This is a genomic window from Micromonospora sp. NPDC047812 (genome assembly GCF_040704175.1).
Lineage (GTDB): Bacteria > Actinomycetota > Actinomycetes > Mycobacteriales > Micromonosporaceae > Micromonospora.
In genome coordinates this window covers 329,772-346,336 of record NZ_JBEYRY010000003.1, presented here as the reverse complement: position 1 = coordinate 346,336, position 16,565 = coordinate 329,772, and the positions used below count along the sequence as shown (strand labels likewise).

The following is a 16,565-nucleotide window of genomic DNA, read 5'->3' as shown; positions in this document are numbered from 1 at the left end:
CCCGAACTGTCCGGTCCCCGCCCGCGACGCGCCCGTCATCGAATGCCACCGGCCGCCCGACCGGGTCGACGTGGGACGCTCCCCACGTCGACCCGGGCACAGCGGGCGGGGAGGGACCGGTGCGCGGTCCCTCCCCGCCGTGTGGGTGGTGCGTCGGCCCTCGGCTCAGCCGAGACCGCCCTTGATGGCGCCGATCAGCTCGCCGTTACCGGTGTCACCGGAGAGCTCCCAGAAGAAGGCGCCACCGAGGCCCTGGTTCTTCGCGTACGTCATCTTGCCGTTGATCGTGGAGGGGGTGTCGTAGCTCCACCAGTTGCTGCCGCACTTGGCGTACGCCGTGCCGGCGATCGTGCTGGTGGCCGGGCAGGTGTTCTTGAGGACCTTGTAGTCCTCGATGCCCTGCTCGTAGGTGCCCGGGGCGGGCCCGGTGGCGGTGCCACCCGGGGCGGTCTGGGTCACCCCGGTCCAACCCCGGCCGTAGAAGCCGATGCCGAGCAGCAGCTTGTCCGACGGGATGCCCTTGCTCTTGAGCTTCTGGATCGCCGCGTCGGACCAGAAGCCCTGCTGCGGGATGCCGGCGTACGAGGTGAGCGGGGAGTGCGGGGCGGTGGGGCCCTGCGCGTTGAAGGCGCCGAAGTAGTCGTACGTCATCGGCATGATCCAGTTGAGGTGCGTCGCGGCGCCGGCGTAGTCGGTGGCGTCGATCTTGCCGCCGTTGCTGCCGTCCGCCGTGATCGCGGCGGTGACCAGCGCGGACGAGCCGAACTTCGACCGCAGCGCGCTGACCACGTTCTTGAAGGCGTTCGGGCCGCTGCTGTCGCAGGTGAGCCCGCAGGCGTTCGGGTACTCCCAGTCGACGTCGATGCCGTCGAAGACGTCCGCCCAGCGCGGGTCCTCGACCAGGTTGTGGCAGCTCTCGGCGAACGCGGCCGGGTTCTGCGCGGCCTGGGTGAAGCCGCCCGACCAGGTCCATCCGCCGAAGGACCAGATCACCTTCAGGTTCGGGTACATCTTCTTGAGCTTGCGCAGCTGGTTGAAGCTGCCGCGCAGCGGCTGGTCCCAGGTGTCGGCGACGCCGTCGACGCTGTCCGCCGCGGTGTAGGCCTTCTCGTAGTCGGCGTAGCTGTCACCGATGGTGCAGCGGCCGCCGGTGGTGTTGCCGAAGGCGTACAGGATGTGGGTCAGCTTGGCGGCCGAGCCGCTGGTGTGGATGTTCTTCACGTGGTAGTTGCGGGCGTAGACGCCCCACTGCGCGAAGTAGCCGACGACCTTCTTGCCACCCGGGCCCGGCGGCGGGGTGGTGGGCGGAGGCGTGGTCGGCGGCGCGGTCGTGGGCGGCGCCGTGGTCGGCGGGGTGGTCGTGGGCGGCGCCGTGGTGGGGGGCGGGGTGCCGCCGCCGCACGGCGCGCCGTTGATCGTGCAGTTCAGCGGCGCCTTGTACGCGCCGGTGCCGTTGTAGCCCCAGCTGAACGAGGCGCCCGCCGCGATCGGGGCGGCCCAGCTCTTCTTGACCGCGACGTAGTGGTCGCCGGTGCGCGTGACGTCGGCGTCCCAGGAACTGCTGATGCTGGTGCCCGACGGCAGGTCGAACTCGATGCGCCAGGTGCTCACCGGGGCGCTCGTCCCGTTGGTGACGGTCACCCGCGTCTCGTGACCGGTCCCCCAGTCCTGCGCCTTGGCGAACCCGGCGGTCACACTGCCGGCGCCGAACGCACTGGCCATCGGGACCGTGGCGGCGGTCACCGCCATCACGGCGCCGACCCAGAGGGCCCGGCGGAGCGATCTCTTCATGCGGCGTCTCCCTAAACAGTTAGGAAACTTTCCAGATTGATGGTGAGACGCTACTCACGCCGTCATCCGTTCGTCAAGATGTGCATGTATCGATTTCCGTTTGGGAGCGCGACCAGCACGCCGTCCGCTCCCCTCGGCGACGGCCCGGCGGCGCCGCGTAGCCTCGGCCCATGACCGTCTTCGACACCCGGATCGACGCCCTGGCCGGAGGCCCGGCCGACCTCGCGCGGTACCGCGGACGCGCCCTGCTGGTGGTCAACGTCGCCTCGCGCTGCGGCCTCACCCCGCAGTACGCCGGCCTCCAGGCGCTGCACGACGAGTACGCCGACCGCGGCCTCGTGGTGCTCGGCGTGCCCTGCAACCAGTTCGCCGGCCAGGAGCCGGGCACCGCCGCCGAGATCAGCGACTTCTGCCAGGTCAACTACGGGGTGACCTTCCCGCTGACCGAGAAGGTCGACGTGAACGGCCCCGGCCGCCACCCGCTCTACGCGGCGCTGGTGGGCACGGCCGACGCCGACGGCCACGCCGGCGACGTGCGGTGGAACTTCGAGAAGTTCCTCGTCGCCCCGGACGGCACGGTGGCGGCCCGGTTCGCGCCCACCGTCGAGCCCGGCTCGGCCGACCTGCGCGCCGCGATCGAGAAGGTGCTACCCCCGGCGGCCTGACGCCACCCGCCTCGCACGTGCCGCTGTGTGTCGAGCAAACTACGATCGGCGACACCCGGGGCGGTCCGGGCGGAGGGGGTCGGGATGTTCTTCGCGGTGCAGGAAATGCTCGCGCCGGGCCAGGTCCCGCCCGACCACCACGTCAGCATCCAGCGCCCGCTCGACGCCGGCCGGGTCGTGCTCGACGCCGCCGTGCCGGACGACGTGCTGCGCGACCAGGGCAGCCTGCGCCACGTCCCGCCGGCTCCCGAGCACCTCGACGGCTCGGCGCGGCACCGCTTCACGTTGGAACACCTGCTCGGTCGGGTCGACGGCGCGACGTCCTACATCCGGATGCCGCCCGAGGACCTGCCGCCGTTCGTCTGGGCACTCTTCGCGGCGGCCAGGCCGGTGGTGTTCGTCTGGACCGACCCGACGACCGGCGCACCCGTCGAGCGGGTGGTGGCGGCGGTCCGGCGCGACGGCGATCAGGGCGGTCGGTCGGGGCGCACCCCGCCCGGCCCCCGCCGGCCGTGACCTCGCCTCAGCCCTCGACGGCGGCCCCGGTCGGGTCGGCCAGCGCGGCCCGGATCGGGGCGAGCGCGGCGGCGAACTCGTCGAGCTCCCCGGCCTCGTCCCAGAGCTCGGCCAGCTCGGACCCGTCGGCGAGCACCCGCTCCAGCGCCCGCAGGGCCAGCGCCGGCAGCTCCGCGGAGAGCGTGAGGCGCCCGCCGGCGGTGAGGAAGTCCGGCGCGTACGCCGAGTCGACCGCCGGGCCGCCGGGAAGGTGCGCGGCGACCACCGCCGACGCCGCGACCGCCCTGGCGCCGGGCCACGAGTCCAGGAAGTCGTCCTCCCCCGCCGCCTCGCGCAGCGCCTGCTCCACCAGCAGGGGCCGCCGCTCCGGCGACGCCTCGTCGAGGCCGGCGCACCAGTCCGCCGCCACGTCGTTGTCGAACGGCCCCGCCGCCCACGTGCCCATCGCACTCCCCGTTCCGTGTTCGCAAGTGGAGGCAGGCTAGCCGCCAGGGCCGACATCGGTCCCGCCGCGACGGCGCTGCTGCCGCCGGCAGGCGTTGTCCCGAAGCCGGCCCCCCGCACCCGGGCCGGCAGTACGTTGGGCGGACGGGCGCGCGGACCGCCCCCACCGGCCGGCGCCCCGCACCCGGGCCGCCGCCGGCCGGTCGACCGGCCCACCGAGCACCCGGGCACCCGGGCACCCGGGCACCCGGGCGGAATTGTCGACCGCACCGGTGGGGAATACCGTCACCGCGAACGAGGTTGGGAAGCGACATGACAACTGTGGGACTGATCGGCAGTGGACACATCGGTGGCACGGTGGCGCGGCTGGCGGTGGCCGCCGGCTACGACGTCGTGCTGAGCAACTCGCGCGGCCCGGAGACCCTCAAGGATCTCGTCGAGGAGCTGGGCCCGCGCGCCCGGGCGGCCACGGTCCGGGAGGCCGCGGAGGCCGGCGACCTGGTGGTCGTCACCATCCCGCTGAAGGCGTACCGGGACGTGCCGGTCGAGCCGCTCGCCGGCAAGCTCGTGCTGGACACCAACAACTACTACCCCGAGCGGGACGGCCGGTTCCCCGAGCTGGACTCGGGCTCCACCACCAGCAGCGAACTGCTCCAGCGGCACCTGCCGCAGTCGCGGGTGGTCAAGGTGTTCAACAACATCTTCTTCAAGCACCTGCACGCGCTGGCCCGGGCGGCCGGCGCCGACGACCGCAGCGCGCTGCCCGTCGCCGGCGACGACGCGGGCGCCAAGGCCGAGGCCACGGCCTTCCTCGACCGGATCGGCTACGACGCCGTGGACGCCGGGACGCTCGCCGAGAGCTGGCGCTACCAGCCGGACACCCCGGCGTACGGGACCATCTACTCGGCCGACCCGGCGGACTGGGAGCGCGAGGCGCCGGCCGACGCCGCCACGGTGCGCGCCGCGCTGGCCGAAGCCACCCGCTGAGCGGTCGCACCACCGCCCCGCCGGTCGCACCGTTCGACCGGGTCCTGCGTCGCCGTCACCACGGGCGGTGCGACCGGCCGGGGCCGGGCTAGGCTGCGACCGTGCAGCTCACCACCGTGGACGACATCATCACGGCCGAGAGGCGCATCGAGGGTCGGGTCGCCCGCACGCCGCTGCTGCCCTGCCCCCGCCTCGGCGACCCGCTCCGGCTCGACCTCGCGGTCAAGGCGGAGAACCTCCAGCACACCGGCAGCTTCAAGGTGCGGGGCGCGCTGAACGCGCTGCTCGCGCGCGTCGAACGGGAGGGGGCGCCCGCCGGGCTGACCGCCTTCTCCGCCGGCAACCACGCGGCGGCCGTGGCCTTCGCCGGTCGCGCCTTCGGCCTGCCGACGGTCGTCTGCATGCCACCGCACGCGGTGCCGACCAAGATCGAGGCGGTCCGGCGGTACGGCGGCGAGGTCGTCCTCACCGACGACCTGCTGGGCACCTGCCAGGCCCTCGCGGCGGAGCGCGGCTACCACCTCCTGCACCCGTTCGACGAGCCGGACGTCATCGCCGGCCAGGCCACCGTCGGCAGGGAGATCCTGGCCGACGGCCCGCCGCCGGAGCTGGTCCTCGTCCCGATGGGCGGTGGCGGGCTGATCAGCGGGGTGGCGTCGGCGGTCCGGGCGGCCGTCCCCACCGCCCGAATCGTCGGGGTCGAGCCGGCCACCGCCAACGCGGTCGCCCACGCGCTGCGCACCGACGGCGACGCCCTCCCGGCACGGCCGACCTCCATCGCCGACGGGCTGGCGGCGCCGTTCGCCGGGCGGCACACCCTGGCGCACGTCCGCGCGCTCGTGGACGAGGTGGTCGAGGTGTCCGAGGAGGACATCCGGGCCGCCTGGTGGGAGCTGCTGGACGCGACGAAGCTCCTGGTCGAGCCGTCCGCCGCCGTCACCCTCGCCGCGCTGCGGGCCGGCCTGGTCGACGCCGCGCCGGGCACCCGTACCGTGCTGGTCCTGAGCGGTGGGAACGTCTCCCCGGCCATGCTCGCGGCCCTGGCCTGAGCGCCACCGGCGCGGGCGACGGGCCCGGCCCGCGCCACCGACCCGGGCGGGGCGACCCCGCCGCGGCGGATCAGACCGGGCGGCGGCCGGCGAAGCCGCACTCCACCCGGTGGTACCAACGCACGTCCGTGTCCCCCTCCAGCCAGCACCAGAGCACCGGTCGGCCGTCGCGCTCGCCGGGGAAGTCGAGCAGCACCGGCGCGATGCCCTTGACCTGGATGTCGTGGGAGTGCAGCTCCTCGACGAGGGCGTGCAGCCGCGCCTCCAGCCCCTTGACCTCGGCCAGCCCGCCGAGCGGGCTGACGCCCCGGTCGGCCAGGTCGACGCGCAGCTCGGCCAGGTCGGCCCGCAGCCGGATCAGCTCGTCGACGCGCGGGCGCAGGGTGGCGATCAGGTGGCGGGCCTGGGCGAGGGTGAACACCGGGCCAGTATGGAGCACCGCCCGACGGTGGGTCCGCACCACGCGCCGCCGGATCGGCGGTTGGCGAAAGCGCCGCCGGCCGGCCCCGTCCACCCCGGCTTTGTAGCTAACCTTCCTTGACGGGGCATCAACGTGTAGCTAAGTTTCGACCAAACCGAGGGAGGGTCGACATGGAGCGAAGGAAGTTCCTGGCCGGAGCGGGTGCGGTGACCGCGGGCGCGGTCGCGGCGACGGCACCCGGCGCGGCCGGTCACGCCGCGCCCGGCATCCGCCGCGTGGAGACCGGACTCGACGTGCTCGTCCGGTCCGACTTCGCCGAACTCGCCGGCCAGCGGGTCGGGGTGATCTCGAACCCCACCGGCGTGGACTCGGCCTACCGGCATTTGGTCGACCTGATGCACGCCTCCGGCACGGTGCGGCTGGCCGCCGCGTTCGGCCCCGAGCACGGCTTCCGCGGCTCGGCGCAGGCCGGAGGGAGCGAGGGCACCGGCATCGACGCCCGCACCGGGATCACCGTCTACGACGCGTACGGCGCCTCGCTGGCCAAGTGGGAGACCATGTTCACCCAGGCCGGCGTCGACACCGTCGTCTTCGACATCCAGGACGTCGGCGCCCGCTTCTACACGTACATCTGGACCATGTACACCTCAATGATGGCCGCGGCCCGGACCGGCAAGCGGTACGTGGTGCTGGACCGGCCGAACCCCGTTGGCGGCCGGGCCTACGGGCCGATGATGACCGCCGGCTACACCTCCGGGGTGGGCCTGAAGGAGATCGTCCAGCAGCACGGGATGACCGTCGGCGAGCTGGCCCGGTTCTTCAACGCCGAGTTCCTGCCCGCCGAGGCCGGTCGCCAGGTCGACCTGCACGTCGTGAAGTGCCGGCACTGGAAGCGCGACAAGCTCGCCGCCGACACCGACCTGCCCTGGGTGCTGCCCAGCCCGAACATGCCCACCACGGACACCGCGCTGGTCTACCCCGGCACCGGCCTGTTCGAGGGCGTCGCCTCGCTCACCGAGGGCCGGGGCACCTGCAAGCCGTTCGAGCTCATCGGCGGGCTGGCCGAGGACTTCGACTACCACTGGTCCGACCGGCTCAACGCCCGCGAGCTGCCCGGCGTCGAGTTCCGCGAGGCGTACTTCACGCCCACGTCCGCCGGGCAGAAGCCCGCGCTGCTCAACAAGCTCTGCGCGGGGGTCGAGGTCAAGGTCGTCGACCGGGCGAAGTACGACCCGATCCGCACGGCGGTCGCGATGCTGGTGGAGGCGCACAAGTACGAGGCGTTCGCGTGGCGGCGCGACTCGTGGGACGCCGTGCGGCCGTACTGGATCGACAAGCTGACCGGGTCGCCGCGACTGCGCACGATGATCGACGCGGGCGCCGACGTGGACGACGTGGTCGGCGCCTGGGCCGACGAGCTGGCGGACTTCGACCGCCGCCGCAAGCCCCACCTGCTCTACTGACCGCTCGATCAGGCGCGGGCGCGAACCGATCGGCTGGATTCGGTCTCGTGTCCGCGCCTGGCTCGTCACTCCGACTACGCCGGCGTGGACGTCGTCATCCCGGATCGTCTCAGCCGTCGCACCATCCCACGTCGGACACCGGACCGTCCCCGAGGTGCAGGGCTGGCACGCCAGCCGCTCGGTAGGAGCAGTCGGTGCCGTACCACCAGATGGCGGATGACCGGGTCAGTCGGCCTGGGCGGCCAGTTCGCGGGCGCGGTCGCGGGCCGCTTCCAGCGCGGCGAGCAGCGCCGCGCGTACGCCGTGCTTTTCCAGCTCGCGCACGGCGGAGATGGTGGTGCCGGCCGGCGAGGTGACCGCCTCGCGCAGCTTCACCGGGTGCTCGCCGGAGTCGCGCAGCATCACGGCCGAGCCGATCGCGGTCTGCACGATCAGCTCGTGCGCGATCTGCCGGGGCAGGCCGAGCAGGATGCCGGCGTCGATCATCGCCTCGACGAGCAGGTAGAAGTACGCCGGCCCGGAGCCGGAGAGCGCGGTCACCGCGTCCTGCTGGGACTCGGGCACCCGGACGGTCGAGCCCAGCGGCTTGAACATCTCCTCGGCCAGCGCCAGGTGCGTGCCGGTGGCGTGGGCGCCGGCGGAGATCGCCGTCATCGCCTGGTCGACCAGGGCCGGGGTGTTGGTCATCACCCGCACCACGGGCGTGCCCTCGGGCAGCCGGCGGTTGAAGAAGCTGGTCGGCAGGCCGGCGCAGAGCGAGATGACCAGCTTGTCGGCGGGCACCTTCGGCCCGATCTCCTCCAGCAGCGTCGCCGCGTCCTGCGGCTTGACCGAGACGGCGAGCACCTCCGCCTCGGCCACGGCGGTGAGGTTGTCGACCACCCGTACCCCGTAACGGGCGGTCAACTCCTCGGCGCGGGCGGGTCGGCGGGCGGTGGCCAGCAGCCGGTCCACCGGCCAGCCCGAGCGCAGCAGCCCGGAGAGCATCAGCTCGCCGATCTTGCCGGCCCCGATCACCGCGACCGTGTGCACCGAACCCGCCATCGCCGTCGTACCCCCTCGCCGTGAGCCGGCGTCGCGACGGGCCGGACGGCCCGCCGCGACGCCGGATGGATCAGCTGCCGAAGAAGACCTCGGCCTCGGCGTACCGCTCCAGCGGCACGGTCTTCAGCTCGCGGGTGGCGTCGGCCAGCGGAACGCGGACGATGTCCGTGCTCTGCATGGCGACCATCTTGCCCCAGTCGCCCTCGTGGACGGCGTCGATCGCCTGGAGGCCGAGCCGGGTGGCGAGCACCCGGTCGAAGGCGCTCGGGGTGCCGCCGCGCTGGATGTGCCCGAGCACGACCGTGCGGGCCTCCTTGCCGGTCTTGGCCTCCAGCTGCTCGGCGAGCCACTGGCCGATGCCACCGAGGCGGACGTGGCCGAACGCGTCGAGCTCCTGGTTGTGCAGGACCATCTGGCCGTCCAGCGGCTGGGCGCCCTCGGCGACCACGACGATCGGGGCGTACTGGTGCTGGAAGCGCTTCTCGACGTAGCCGGCGACCTGCTCGACGTCGAACTGCCGCTCCGGCAGCAGGATCACGTTGGCGCCGCCGGCCAGGCCGGCGTGCAGGGCGATCCAGCCGGCGTGCCGGCCCATCACCTCGACCACCAGGGTGCGGTGGTGGCTCTCGGCGGTGGTGTGCAGCCGGTCGATCGCCTCCATCGCGATGTTGACGGCGGTGTCGAAGCCGAAGGTGTAGTCGGTCGCGCCGAGGTCGTTGTCGATCGTCTTCGGCACGCCGATCACGTGGACGCCGAGCTCGTGCAGCTTCGTGGCCACGCCGAGGGTGTCCTCGCCGCCGATCGCGATGAGCGCGTCCACGCCCTGCGCGGCGAGGTTCTCCTTGATCCGCTCGACGCCGTTCTCGATCTTGAAGGGGTTCGTCCGGGACGAACCGAGGATGGTGCCGCCGCGCGGCAGGATGCCGCGGACCTCCGCGATGCCCAGGGGGCGGGACAGGCCCTCCAACGGGCCCTTCCAGCCGTCCCGGAAACCCACGAACTCGTGGCCGTAGCTGGCGACGCCCTTGCGGACCACCGCCCGGATGACCGCGTTGAGACCTGGGCAGTCGCCGCCGCCGGTGAGCACGCCGATACGCATGATCTGCTCATCCTCCTGGAGCATCAGGTGTAGCCCGATTTGCCCCAGGATATGTGTCGAATCAGACCATCGGCGCCGTTGCCGGCCCGGGGCGGGCCGTCAGTGCGCACTGTAGTCGTCGCTGGCGCACGTCGACACCGCGCCCCGGGCCGGTCCCACCGGCCGGTCGGCCTACCGGTCAGTAGCTGACCTCGTGGTTCTCCCCCGCCTTCGGCGGCTTGCCGGTCACCGCCGCCTTGGCGTAGCCGAACAGGTTGACCACGGTGCTCGACGGCGAGTCCCAGTACTCCGCGGAGCTGGCGTGCACCTTGACCAGGGTGAGCCCGGGAGTCTCCAGCCCGTCCGGGAACCACGCCTTGAGCACCGGGTTCCACAGCTCCTCAGCCTTCGCCCGGTCGTACCCCTCCCGGGCGGTGCCCGCGACCGACACCCAGGCGTTGCGCCGGGAGTCGGAGAAGGAGACGTTGACCTCCGGATTCACCCGGATCTGCCGGACCTTGGCGGAGTCGGCGTACGCGAAGAACCACAGGTCGCCGTCGAACTCCGCCTCCTGCAACCCCATCGGACGGCTCACCATCCGGCCGTCCACGCCGATCGTGGTCAGCATGCAGATGCGCGCCTCCCGGACCAGCTCGGTCACCCGGCGCCGGGCCTCGGCGGCGTTGGTCGGTTCGTTGCTCATGGGGATCTCCCTCACATCGGCTCGACGTCGCACCGGTGCCCGGGACAGAACCGACCAAACCTACGAACCGGTCATCGCCCGCCACCGGGCCAGGTTGTGCCGGGCGTCGACCAGCGCGTCGTGGCGCGCCGCGTCGGCGTCCGGCAGCGGCGGCCGGCCCCGGTCGTCCCAGAGCTGGCGCAGGTCCTTGGTGAACCGGGGGATCTCCCGGGGCAGCGCCGGCATGGCGCCCCACAGCTGGGCCAGGGCGACGTGGTCGTACGCGGCGTACCAGGCCCAGAGCTCCAGCTGCTCGCCCGGGCGGTCACGGACCGGCTCGACGAGGAAGTCGTACAGCTCGTCGCGGATGCGCTCGCGGGAGCGCCAGGCGCGGTTCGCCGGGGAGGGCAGCTTGTCGAGCACGTTGCGGCGCACCCAGGGCACGGCCCGCGAGTCGTCGAACTCGGTCGAGACGGCGTAGAACTCGCGGCCGTACTCGTCGACGACGCCGATCGACACCAGGTCGACGAGCCGGCCGTCCTCGATGAACTCGCAGTCGTAGAAATAGCGGTAGACCATCACCGGTCATCCTCGCCCACGCCCGCCGCACCCGGGCCACCGGGGCGGCCGGACCGCCTCCCACCACGCCGGTTGCCGCAGCTCGGGAGTGTCACGGAAGTGATTTGAGGGGTGTACAGCAAGCGACTGGAGCGTCATGATCTGATGTGTACCGCTACCGGACGCCGAACCGGTGTCAGTTCACCTCGTCGAGGGCCTTCAGGTTCACCCGGTGAGCGAGTTGTGGTCCTTGACCGGGGAGGGGTTGGGCCGTGGAGATGCGCCTTCCGGAGCCGGGTGACGCGCTCACGGGTGTGGAGATGTTCGCCGGGCTGGAGCCGGAGGTCCGGCAGCGGGTGATCGCCGCGGCGGTCCCCCGCACGTACCGCAAGGGTCAGCTGCTCTTCGTCGAGAACGACCCCGGCGAGTCCCTCATCGTCCTGCGTCGGGGCGCGGTCGCGGTCTTCCGCACCGCGCCGACCGGCGAGCGCGCGGTGCTGCACGTCATCCGTCCGCCCGACGTGCTGGGCGAGGTCTCCCTGCTCGACGCCTCCACCCGCTCCGCCTCGGCCGAGGCGATCGAGGACTGCGCCGCGCTCGCGCTGTCCCGGGGCGCGTTCATGGAGCTGGTGCACTCCAACCCGCGCATCCTCGACGCGGTGATGCGCTCGCTCGGCGGGCTGATCCGCCGATTGACCGAGCAGAACGCCGACCACGTCTTCCTCGACCTGCCCGGCCGGGTGGCCAAGACCCTGGTCCGGCTGGCCGGCGAGAGCCAGGCCCCGATGATCACCATCGAGCTCAACCAGAGCCAGCTCGCGGAGATGGCCGGCGGCTCGCGGCAGAGCGTCAACCAGGCGATCGGTTCGTTCGCCAACCGGGGTTGGCTGCGCACCGAGGGCCGGCGGATAGTGGTCACCGACGTGGCGGCGCTGCGCCGCCGCGCCGGCATGAGCGAGCGCTGAGGCGTACGCGAAAAAGGGCCGGAGCAGCCGCTCCGGCCCTTTCGTGCGGGGTGTCAGGGAGTGTTGCTGCCCGGCCCGACCCAGTTGGTGCTGCCCGGCCCGACCCACTCCGTGCCGTCCTTGCCGCCACCGGACTGCTCGCTGACGATCCCCTGCGCCTGGAGCGCGGCCAGCGTGGCGGCGTCCACGTCGACGGAGTCGCCCGCGAGGTGGCTCACCCCGTTGCCGTCGGTCCAGTCGCTCTGCAACATCACGTACACCATCGGGAATCCCCCTGTGGTCAATGGTCGACATTCAGCCGCCTGACTGTAACCGCAGGACCGGCCGGTGGACTGTCCACAAGCCAACAGCCCGGTACCCGACAGCTGGACAGACGGCGATACTGACACCGGAACGGTGCCGCCTCCGGCACCGGCGGGATCGCGAGTGGAGGGTGTCATCGCCACGCAGTGTGACCGCTGTGGACGCACGGCCGCCGCGGGCGACCGCTTCTGCGGCGGCTGCGGCAACGAGCTGGGCGCCGTCTGTCCGCACTGCCTGCGCCCGCTCGCCCAGGACGTGGCGTTCTGCACCTCCTGCGGCGCCGCCCGGCCGGGCAGCGAGCGGCAGCCGGCCCCGCAGGAGGACCGCCGCCGGGTCAGCGTGCTCTTCGTCGACCTCATCGACTTCACCCCGTACGTCGAGCGGGCGGACCCGGAGCTGGTCCGCGGCATGCAGACCGGGTTCTTCTCGGCCGCCCGCCGCGTCGTGGGGCAGTACGGCGGGGTGGTGGAGAAGTACATCGGCGACGCGGTGATGGCCCTGTTCGGCGCGCCCGTGGCGACCGAGACCGACGCGCTGCGCTGCGTGCGGGCCGGCCTGGAGCTGCAACGGGTGCTGACCCGCTTCGCCCCCACCGGCGCGGACGCGCTGCGCTTCCGGGTCGGGGTGGCCACCGGCGAGGCGCTTGTCGACGTGGCCGCCGCCCGCGACGGCGGCCAGGCGATCGTGGCCGGCGACGTGGTCAACACGGCCTCCCGGATGCAGTCCGTCGCGCCGCCCGGCGGGGTGCTGGTCTGCGGCGTGACGCACGCCCTCACCCGCGACGCGATCCGCTATTCGGAGCAGCCGCCGGTCACCCTGCGCGGGCGGTCGACGACGACCGAGGTGTGGCTGGCCCTGTCCCCGGTGCGCCGGCAGCCGACCGACCGGCAGCCGGACGTCACGCCGCTGATCGACCGGGAGCACGAGCTGGGGATGCTGGTCAACGCCCTGCACCGGTCGTTGCGCGACCGGCGCCCGCAGGTGGTGACCGTCTTCGGCCGGGCCGGGCTGGGCAAGAGCCGGCTGGTCCGGGAGCTGTACCGGCACGTGGACCAGCTGGTCGACGAGCCGCTGACCTGGCGGATCGGGCGGTGCCCGCCGTTCGGCGAGAACGTCACGTTCGCGGCGCTGGCCGACATCGTCAAGGCCGAGGCCGGCATCCTGGACACCGACCCGGCGTCGAGCGCCGCGCAGCGGCTCGCCTCGGCCGTCGGCGAGCTGGTCGGCCCGGGCGAGCGGCAGCGCCTCGTCGACGCCCTGCGGCCGCTGGTGGGCCTGCCGGGGACCGCGCTGCCGGCCGAGGAGACCGAGTCGGCGTGGCGACGTTTCCTGCTCGCCCTGGCCGCCCGCCGGCCGACCGTGCTGGTCTTCGAGGACCTGCACTGGGCCGACGACGCGATGCTGCGTTTCGTGGAGCTGCTCGGCACCGCCGCCCGGGAGGTGCCGCTGCTGCTGCTCTGCACCGCCCGCCCGGAACTCGTCGACCGGGACCCGAGCTGGGCGGGGACGATCACCGGCTCGGTGACCATCACCCTGCCCCCGCTGCGGGACACGGGCATCGCCGCGCTCTACGCCCACATGTTCGGCCGGGCGGCCTTCTCCGCCGACATGCTCACCCCGCTGATCGAGGTGGCCGGTGGCAACCCGCTCTACGCCCACGAGTACGTCCGGATGCTCATCGAGCAGGGCGCGCTGCGCCAGTCCGTGCGGGGCTGGTCGCTGGAGAAGCACCTCGACCTGCCGATGCCGGAGAGCGTGCACGCCGTCATCGCCAACCGCATCGACCTGCTCGACGCCAAGGAGCGCACGGTGCTGCTGGCCGCCGCCGTGGTCGGCGTGCAGTTCTGGCCGGGGGCCGTGGCCGCCGCGCTCGGGCAGCCCGTCGAGTCGGTGGAGCGCGCGCTGCGCCGGCTGGAACAGCGCGACTTCGTGCACGAGCAGGCCGCCTCCACGATGGCCGGGCAGCCGGAGTACCGGTTCCGGCACGTCCTGGTGCGCGACGTCTGCTACCAGCGGCTACCCCGCACCGAGCGGGTGGCGCGACACGAGCGGACGGCACAGTGGCTGGACATGCTCTCGCAGAGCCGGGACACCGACCTGGCCGAGGTGCTGGCCCACCACCGGTGGGCGGCCCACGAGATCGCCCGGTCGCTGGGCATGGAGATCGGCCGGTTCGCCGGCCCCGCCCGCGCGGCGCTGCACCGGGCGGCACGCCGGGCGTACGCGCTGCACAGTCTCGACGTCGCGGCGAGCCACGCGGGCCGGGCGCTCGGGCTGGCCGACGACTCCGACCCGGTCGCGCGGCTCCAACTGGAGCTGCTCAGCACGGAGATCTCCTTCTACCGGGACGGCAACGGCTTCCTCTCCGGGGGCGGCCCCGAGCAGGTGCAGGCGCTCGCCGAACGGCTGCTGGCGCACGGCGACGACGCCTGCGCGGCGCGCGCCTGGACGCTGCTCGGTCAGGCCGCGTGGCTGCGCGCCGACCGGGCCGCCGCCCTGGCCTGCCTGGACCGCGCCGTGCAGCTCTTCGCCCCGCTGCCGGACAGCCCCCAGAAGGCGGACGCCTACGCCGAGCTGGGCCGGCTGCACATGCTGAACTACGAGCGCGATCCGGCGGTCGCCGCGGCCGAACGGGCGGCGGAGATCGGCGAGCGGCTGGGGCTGACCGAGACCCGCACCAACGCCCAGATCACCTCGGCCATCGCCCGCTACCAGGCGGGCGACCGGTCCGGCCTGGACGAGCTGCACGCGATCGTCGAGGTCAGCCGCGCCAACCAGCTGATCGCCCTGCCCCGGGCCATCCAGAACCTCGTCTACGCCGTCTGCGAGGAGGGCGACTGGCTGCGCTCCGACGCCCTGCTCTCGTCGCTGCCGACGCGCAAGGCCAGCGGGCAGACGCTGACCACGAGCTACTCGGCGGAGGCGATGCGCGCCTGGTTCGAGGGCGACTTCGACCGGCTGCTGGCCGCCGCCGAGGCCTTCGTGGACACCCCGACCGGCAGCTGGGACATGCAGGTGCGTGGCCTGCGCTCCTGCCTGCTGGTGCTGCGGGGCGGGCGGGTGCCGCCGGCGCGCTCCCAGGACGGCGCCACCGCGTTGCGCGACGACGTGGCGGCCGCGCTCGACGCCGCGCGGCGCAGCGGCTTCCACCGGCTGCACTGGACGATGCTGGGGATGGGCGCGCTGTGCCGCGCGTTGCAGGGGCACCGGGAGGAGGCGGCGACGCTGATCGACGAGCTGGCCGAGTCCTGGTCGGCGGTGCCGGCCCTGGCCAGCGGCGAGTGGATCGCGGCGGCCGGGTACGCGGCCAGCCTCGCCGGGCGGGACTCGGCGGCCCGGGTGCGCGCGATGCTGGACCGGGTGGGTCACCGCACGCCCTGGTCGGAGGCGGCGCGGCGGACGGTGACCGGCGCGCTGGCCGCCGCGGACGGCGACCACCGGCGGGCCGCGGAGCTGCACCTGGCCGGCGCCGAGATCTACGCCGGCATCCCGGACGTGACCGACCGGATGCTGGCGCTGACCTTCGCGACGGTGGAGCTGGAGCGGGCCGGCGAGTCGACGGCGGGCCGCCCGGAGCTGGCCGAGCTGCGCGCCTTCGCGCTGCGCAACGACGCCCCCGTCCTGCTGGACCTGGCTCGTCCCCCGACGACCACCGCCGACACCGCGTTGGCCTGCTGACCGGGTTACGCGGGCGGGCGGCCCGTCAGGCGGGAACCGGCTCGCGGGGGGCCGGGCCGGCGGGCGGGTTCTTGGCCTTCTGGGCGTACATGTCGACGTACTCGCGACCGGAGAGCTCCATCAGCTCGTACATGATCTCGTCGGTCACCGCGCGCTCGACGTACCGGTCACCGGCCAGCCCGGCGTAGCGCGAGAAGTCCAGCGGCGGGCCGAACCGGATCCGGACCCGGGCGATCTTGGGGATCAGCTTGCCGGGCGGCTGGATCTCGTCGGCGTTGAGCATCGCCGTCGGGATCACCAGGGCGCCGCTCTCCAGGGCCAGCCGGGCCACGCCGGTCTTGCCCCGGTAGAGCCGCCCGTCCGGGGAGCGGGTGCCCTCGGGATAGATGCCGGCGATGCCACCGGCGCGCAGCACCCGCAGCTGGGTGTCCAGGGCCGCCCTGGCCGCCCGGCCGCCCGAGCGGTCGACCGGGATGGTGCCGGAGCCGACGAAGAACATCTTCGTGAGCCAGCCCTTGAGCCCCTTGCCGGTGAAGTACTCGGCCTTGGCGATGAACGTCACCCGCCGCTTCACCACCAGCGGCGTGAAGATCGAGTCGGAGAACGACAGGTGGTTGCTGGCGAGGATCACCGGCCCGGTGTCGGGCACGTGGTGCAGCCCCTCGACCTGCGGGCGGAAGACCAGCCTCAGCAGCGGGCCGAGGAGTACGTACTTCATCAGCCAGTACAGCACCGGCGTCCTTTCCGGAGGTGGTCGCGACGCCGCCGCGTCGCCCGCGGGTCGTCGTGGGCATGAGCCTACGAACCCGATGCCGGCCGCCACAACGTGATCCGGCCCGCGCGGCGTGAGCGTCCATCCCGGACGGCGGCGGATGGCGGGCGGCGGGCGGCCATGCCGGCAGGCGGGCGGGCGGTGTCGCC

The 16,565-nt window shown here is 73.3% G+C and carries 15 protein-coding genes and 1 pseudogene; 7 read left to right on the top strand and 9 right to left on the bottom strand.

Features of this window, described 5'->3' with window-relative positions; translation table 11 throughout:
• Positions 1-165: 165 nt before the first annotated feature.
• Positions 166-1,791, bottom strand: a complete 1,626-nt coding sequence (locus AB0883_RS16625; protein ID WP_366642020.1) for a glycosyl hydrolase family 18 protein — start codon at positions 1,789-1,791, stop codon at positions 166-168.
• A gap of 170 nt (positions 1,792-1,961) precedes the next feature.
• On the opposite strand from AB0883_RS16625, the gene AB0883_RS16620 reads away from it, so the two are divergent.
• Together AB0883_RS16620 and AB0883_RS16615 are read left to right on the top strand one after the other, a co-directional pair.
• Positions 1,962-2,456, top strand: coding sequence for a glutathione peroxidase (locus AB0883_RS16620; protein ID WP_366642019.1), 495 nt, complete (start codon positions 1,962-1,964; stop codon positions 2,454-2,456).
• 84 nt (positions 2,457-2,540) lie between these two features.
• Complete coding sequence (locus tag AB0883_RS16615) at positions 2,541-2,972, top strand: hypothetical protein (RefSeq protein ID WP_366642017.1); 432 nt, start codon at positions 2,541-2,543, stop codon at positions 2,970-2,972.
• A gap of 7 nt (positions 2,973-2,979) precedes the next feature.
• Here AB0883_RS16615 and AB0883_RS16610 read toward each other — a convergent pair whose 3' ends face one another.
• The gene (locus AB0883_RS16610) at positions 2,980-3,417 is read right to left on the bottom strand and encodes a DUF4259 domain-containing protein (protein WP_366642016.1); all 438 of its coding nucleotides are present in this window, start codon (positions 3,415-3,417) and stop codon (positions 2,980-2,982) included.
• A gap of 266 nt (positions 3,418-3,683) precedes the next feature.
• On the opposite strand from AB0883_RS16610, the pseudogene AB0883_RS16605 reads away from it, so the two are divergent.
• Both AB0883_RS16605 and AB0883_RS16600 read left to right on the top strand, forming a co-directional pair.
• Positions 3,684-4,403 (top strand): annotated as a pseudogene (locus AB0883_RS16605) (NADPH-dependent F420 reductase); the annotation flags it as partial.
• 101 nt (positions 4,404-4,504) lie between these two features.
• The gene (locus AB0883_RS16600; RefSeq protein ID WP_366642015.1) at positions 4,505-5,452 is read left to right on the top strand and encodes a threonine/serine dehydratase; all 948 of its coding nucleotides are present in this window, start codon (positions 4,505-4,507) and stop codon (positions 5,450-5,452) included.
• Between the two features lie 70 nt (positions 5,453-5,522).
• Here AB0883_RS16600 and AB0883_RS16595 read toward each other — a convergent pair whose 3' ends face one another.
• Positions 5,523-5,873, bottom strand: coding sequence for a DUF2203 domain-containing protein (locus AB0883_RS16595; RefSeq protein ID WP_366642014.1), 351 nt, complete (start codon positions 5,871-5,873; stop codon positions 5,523-5,525).
• Positions 5,874-6,043: 170 nt separating this feature from the next.
• Between AB0883_RS16595 and AB0883_RS16590 the strand changes: the two genes are divergently transcribed.
• On the top strand, positions 6,044-7,336 hold the full coding sequence (locus tag AB0883_RS16590) for a DUF1343 domain-containing protein (protein WP_366642012.1): 1,293 nt from the start codon (positions 6,044-6,046) through the stop codon (positions 7,334-7,336).
• A gap of 225 nt (positions 7,337-7,561) precedes the next feature.
• Here AB0883_RS16590 and proC read toward each other — a convergent pair whose 3' ends face one another.
• The 4 genes from proC to AB0883_RS16570 form a co-directional block, all read right to left on the bottom strand.
• The gene (proC, locus tag AB0883_RS16585) at positions 7,562-8,380 is read right to left on the bottom strand and encodes a pyrroline-5-carboxylate reductase (protein WP_366642011.1); all 819 of its coding nucleotides are present in this window, start codon (positions 8,378-8,380) and stop codon (positions 7,562-7,564) included.
• A gap of 70 nt (positions 8,381-8,450) precedes the next feature.
• Complete coding sequence (locus tag AB0883_RS16580; RefSeq protein WP_121400914.1) at positions 8,451-9,479, bottom strand: 6-phosphofructokinase; 1,029 nt, start codon at positions 9,477-9,479, stop codon at positions 8,451-8,453.
• A gap of 178 nt (positions 9,480-9,657) precedes the next feature.
• Positions 9,658-10,161 (bottom strand): pyridoxamine 5'-phosphate oxidase family protein, encoded by a 504-nt coding sequence (locus tag AB0883_RS16575; RefSeq protein WP_366642010.1) that lies wholly within the window; start codon positions 10,159-10,161, stop codon positions 9,658-9,660.
• Positions 10,162-10,221: 60 nt separating this feature from the next.
• Entirely contained in the window at positions 10,222-10,719 is a 498-nt protein-coding gene (locus tag AB0883_RS16570) for a polyadenylate-specific 3'-exoribonuclease AS (protein ID WP_089003323.1), read from the bottom strand.
• Positions 10,720-10,970: 251 nt separating this feature from the next.
• Here AB0883_RS16570 and AB0883_RS16565 point away from each other — a divergent pair, with 251 nt between their 5' ends.
• Entirely contained in the window at positions 10,971-11,663 is a 693-nt protein-coding gene (locus AB0883_RS16565; RefSeq protein ID WP_151454542.1) for a Crp/Fnr family transcriptional regulator, read from the top strand.
• A 53-nt stretch (positions 11,664-11,716) separates the two neighbouring features.
• Here the strand turns inward: AB0883_RS16565 and AB0883_RS16560 are convergent, their stop codons facing one another.
• A complete protein-coding gene (locus AB0883_RS16560) occupies positions 11,717-11,926 on the bottom strand; it encodes a hypothetical protein (RefSeq protein ID WP_088999193.1) in 210 nt (69 codons plus the stop codon).
• Between the two features lie 163 nt (positions 11,927-12,089).
• Here AB0883_RS16560 and AB0883_RS16555 point away from each other — a divergent pair, with 163 nt between their 5' ends.
• Positions 12,090-15,644: an adenylate/guanylate cyclase domain-containing protein gene (locus AB0883_RS16555; protein WP_366642009.1), complete on the top strand. Its 3,555-nt coding sequence runs from the start codon at positions 12,090-12,092 to the stop codon at positions 15,642-15,644.
• 25 nt (positions 15,645-15,669) lie between these two features.
• Here AB0883_RS16555 and AB0883_RS16550 read toward each other — a convergent pair whose 3' ends face one another.
• The gene (locus AB0883_RS16550; RefSeq protein ID WP_366642008.1) at positions 15,670-16,377 is read right to left on the bottom strand and encodes a lysophospholipid acyltransferase family protein; all 708 of its coding nucleotides are present in this window, start codon (positions 16,375-16,377) and stop codon (positions 15,670-15,672) included.
• Positions 16,378-16,565 lie beyond the last annotated feature (188 nt).

What these genes read in the sequence shown, in the direction of transcription:
- AB0883_RS16575 (WP_366642010.1), bottom strand. Translation starts at nt 10,161, where the DNA reads ATGAGCAACGAACCGACCAACGCCGCCGAGGCCCGGCGCCGGGTGACC.
- AB0883_RS16560 (WP_088999193.1), bottom strand. Translation starts at nt 11,926, where the DNA reads ATGGTGTACGTGATGTTGCAGAGCGACTGGACCGACGGCAACGGGGTG.
- AB0883_RS16620 (WP_366642019.1), top strand. Translation starts at nt 1,962, where the DNA reads ATGACCGTCTTCGACACCCGGATCGACGCCCTGGCCGGAGGCCCGGCC.
- AB0883_RS16610 (WP_366642016.1), bottom strand. Translation starts at nt 3,417, where the DNA reads ATGGGCACGTGGGCGGCGGGGCCGTTCGACAACGACGTGGCGGCGGAC.
- AB0883_RS16580 (WP_121400914.1), bottom strand. Translation starts at nt 9,479, where the DNA reads ATGCGTATCGGCGTGCTCACCGGCGGCGGCGACTGCCCAGGTCTCAAC.
- proC (WP_366642011.1), bottom strand. Translation starts at nt 8,380, where the DNA reads ATGGCGGGTTCGGTGCACACGGTCGCGGTGATCGGGGCCGGCAAGATC.
- AB0883_RS16625 (WP_366642020.1), bottom strand. Translation starts at nt 1,791, where the DNA reads ATGAAGAGATCGCTCCGCCGGGCCCTCTGGGTCGGCGCCGTGATGGCG.
- AB0883_RS16570 (WP_089003323.1), bottom strand. Translation starts at nt 10,719, where the DNA reads ATGGTCTACCGCTATTTCTACGACTGCGAGTTCATCGAGGACGGCCGG.
- AB0883_RS16590 (WP_366642012.1), top strand. Translation starts at nt 6,044, where the DNA reads ATGGAGCGAAGGAAGTTCCTGGCCGGAGCGGGTGCGGTGACCGCGGGC.
- AB0883_RS16615 (WP_366642017.1), top strand. Translation starts at nt 2,541, where the DNA reads ATGTTCTTCGCGGTGCAGGAAATGCTCGCGCCGGGCCAGGTCCCGCCC.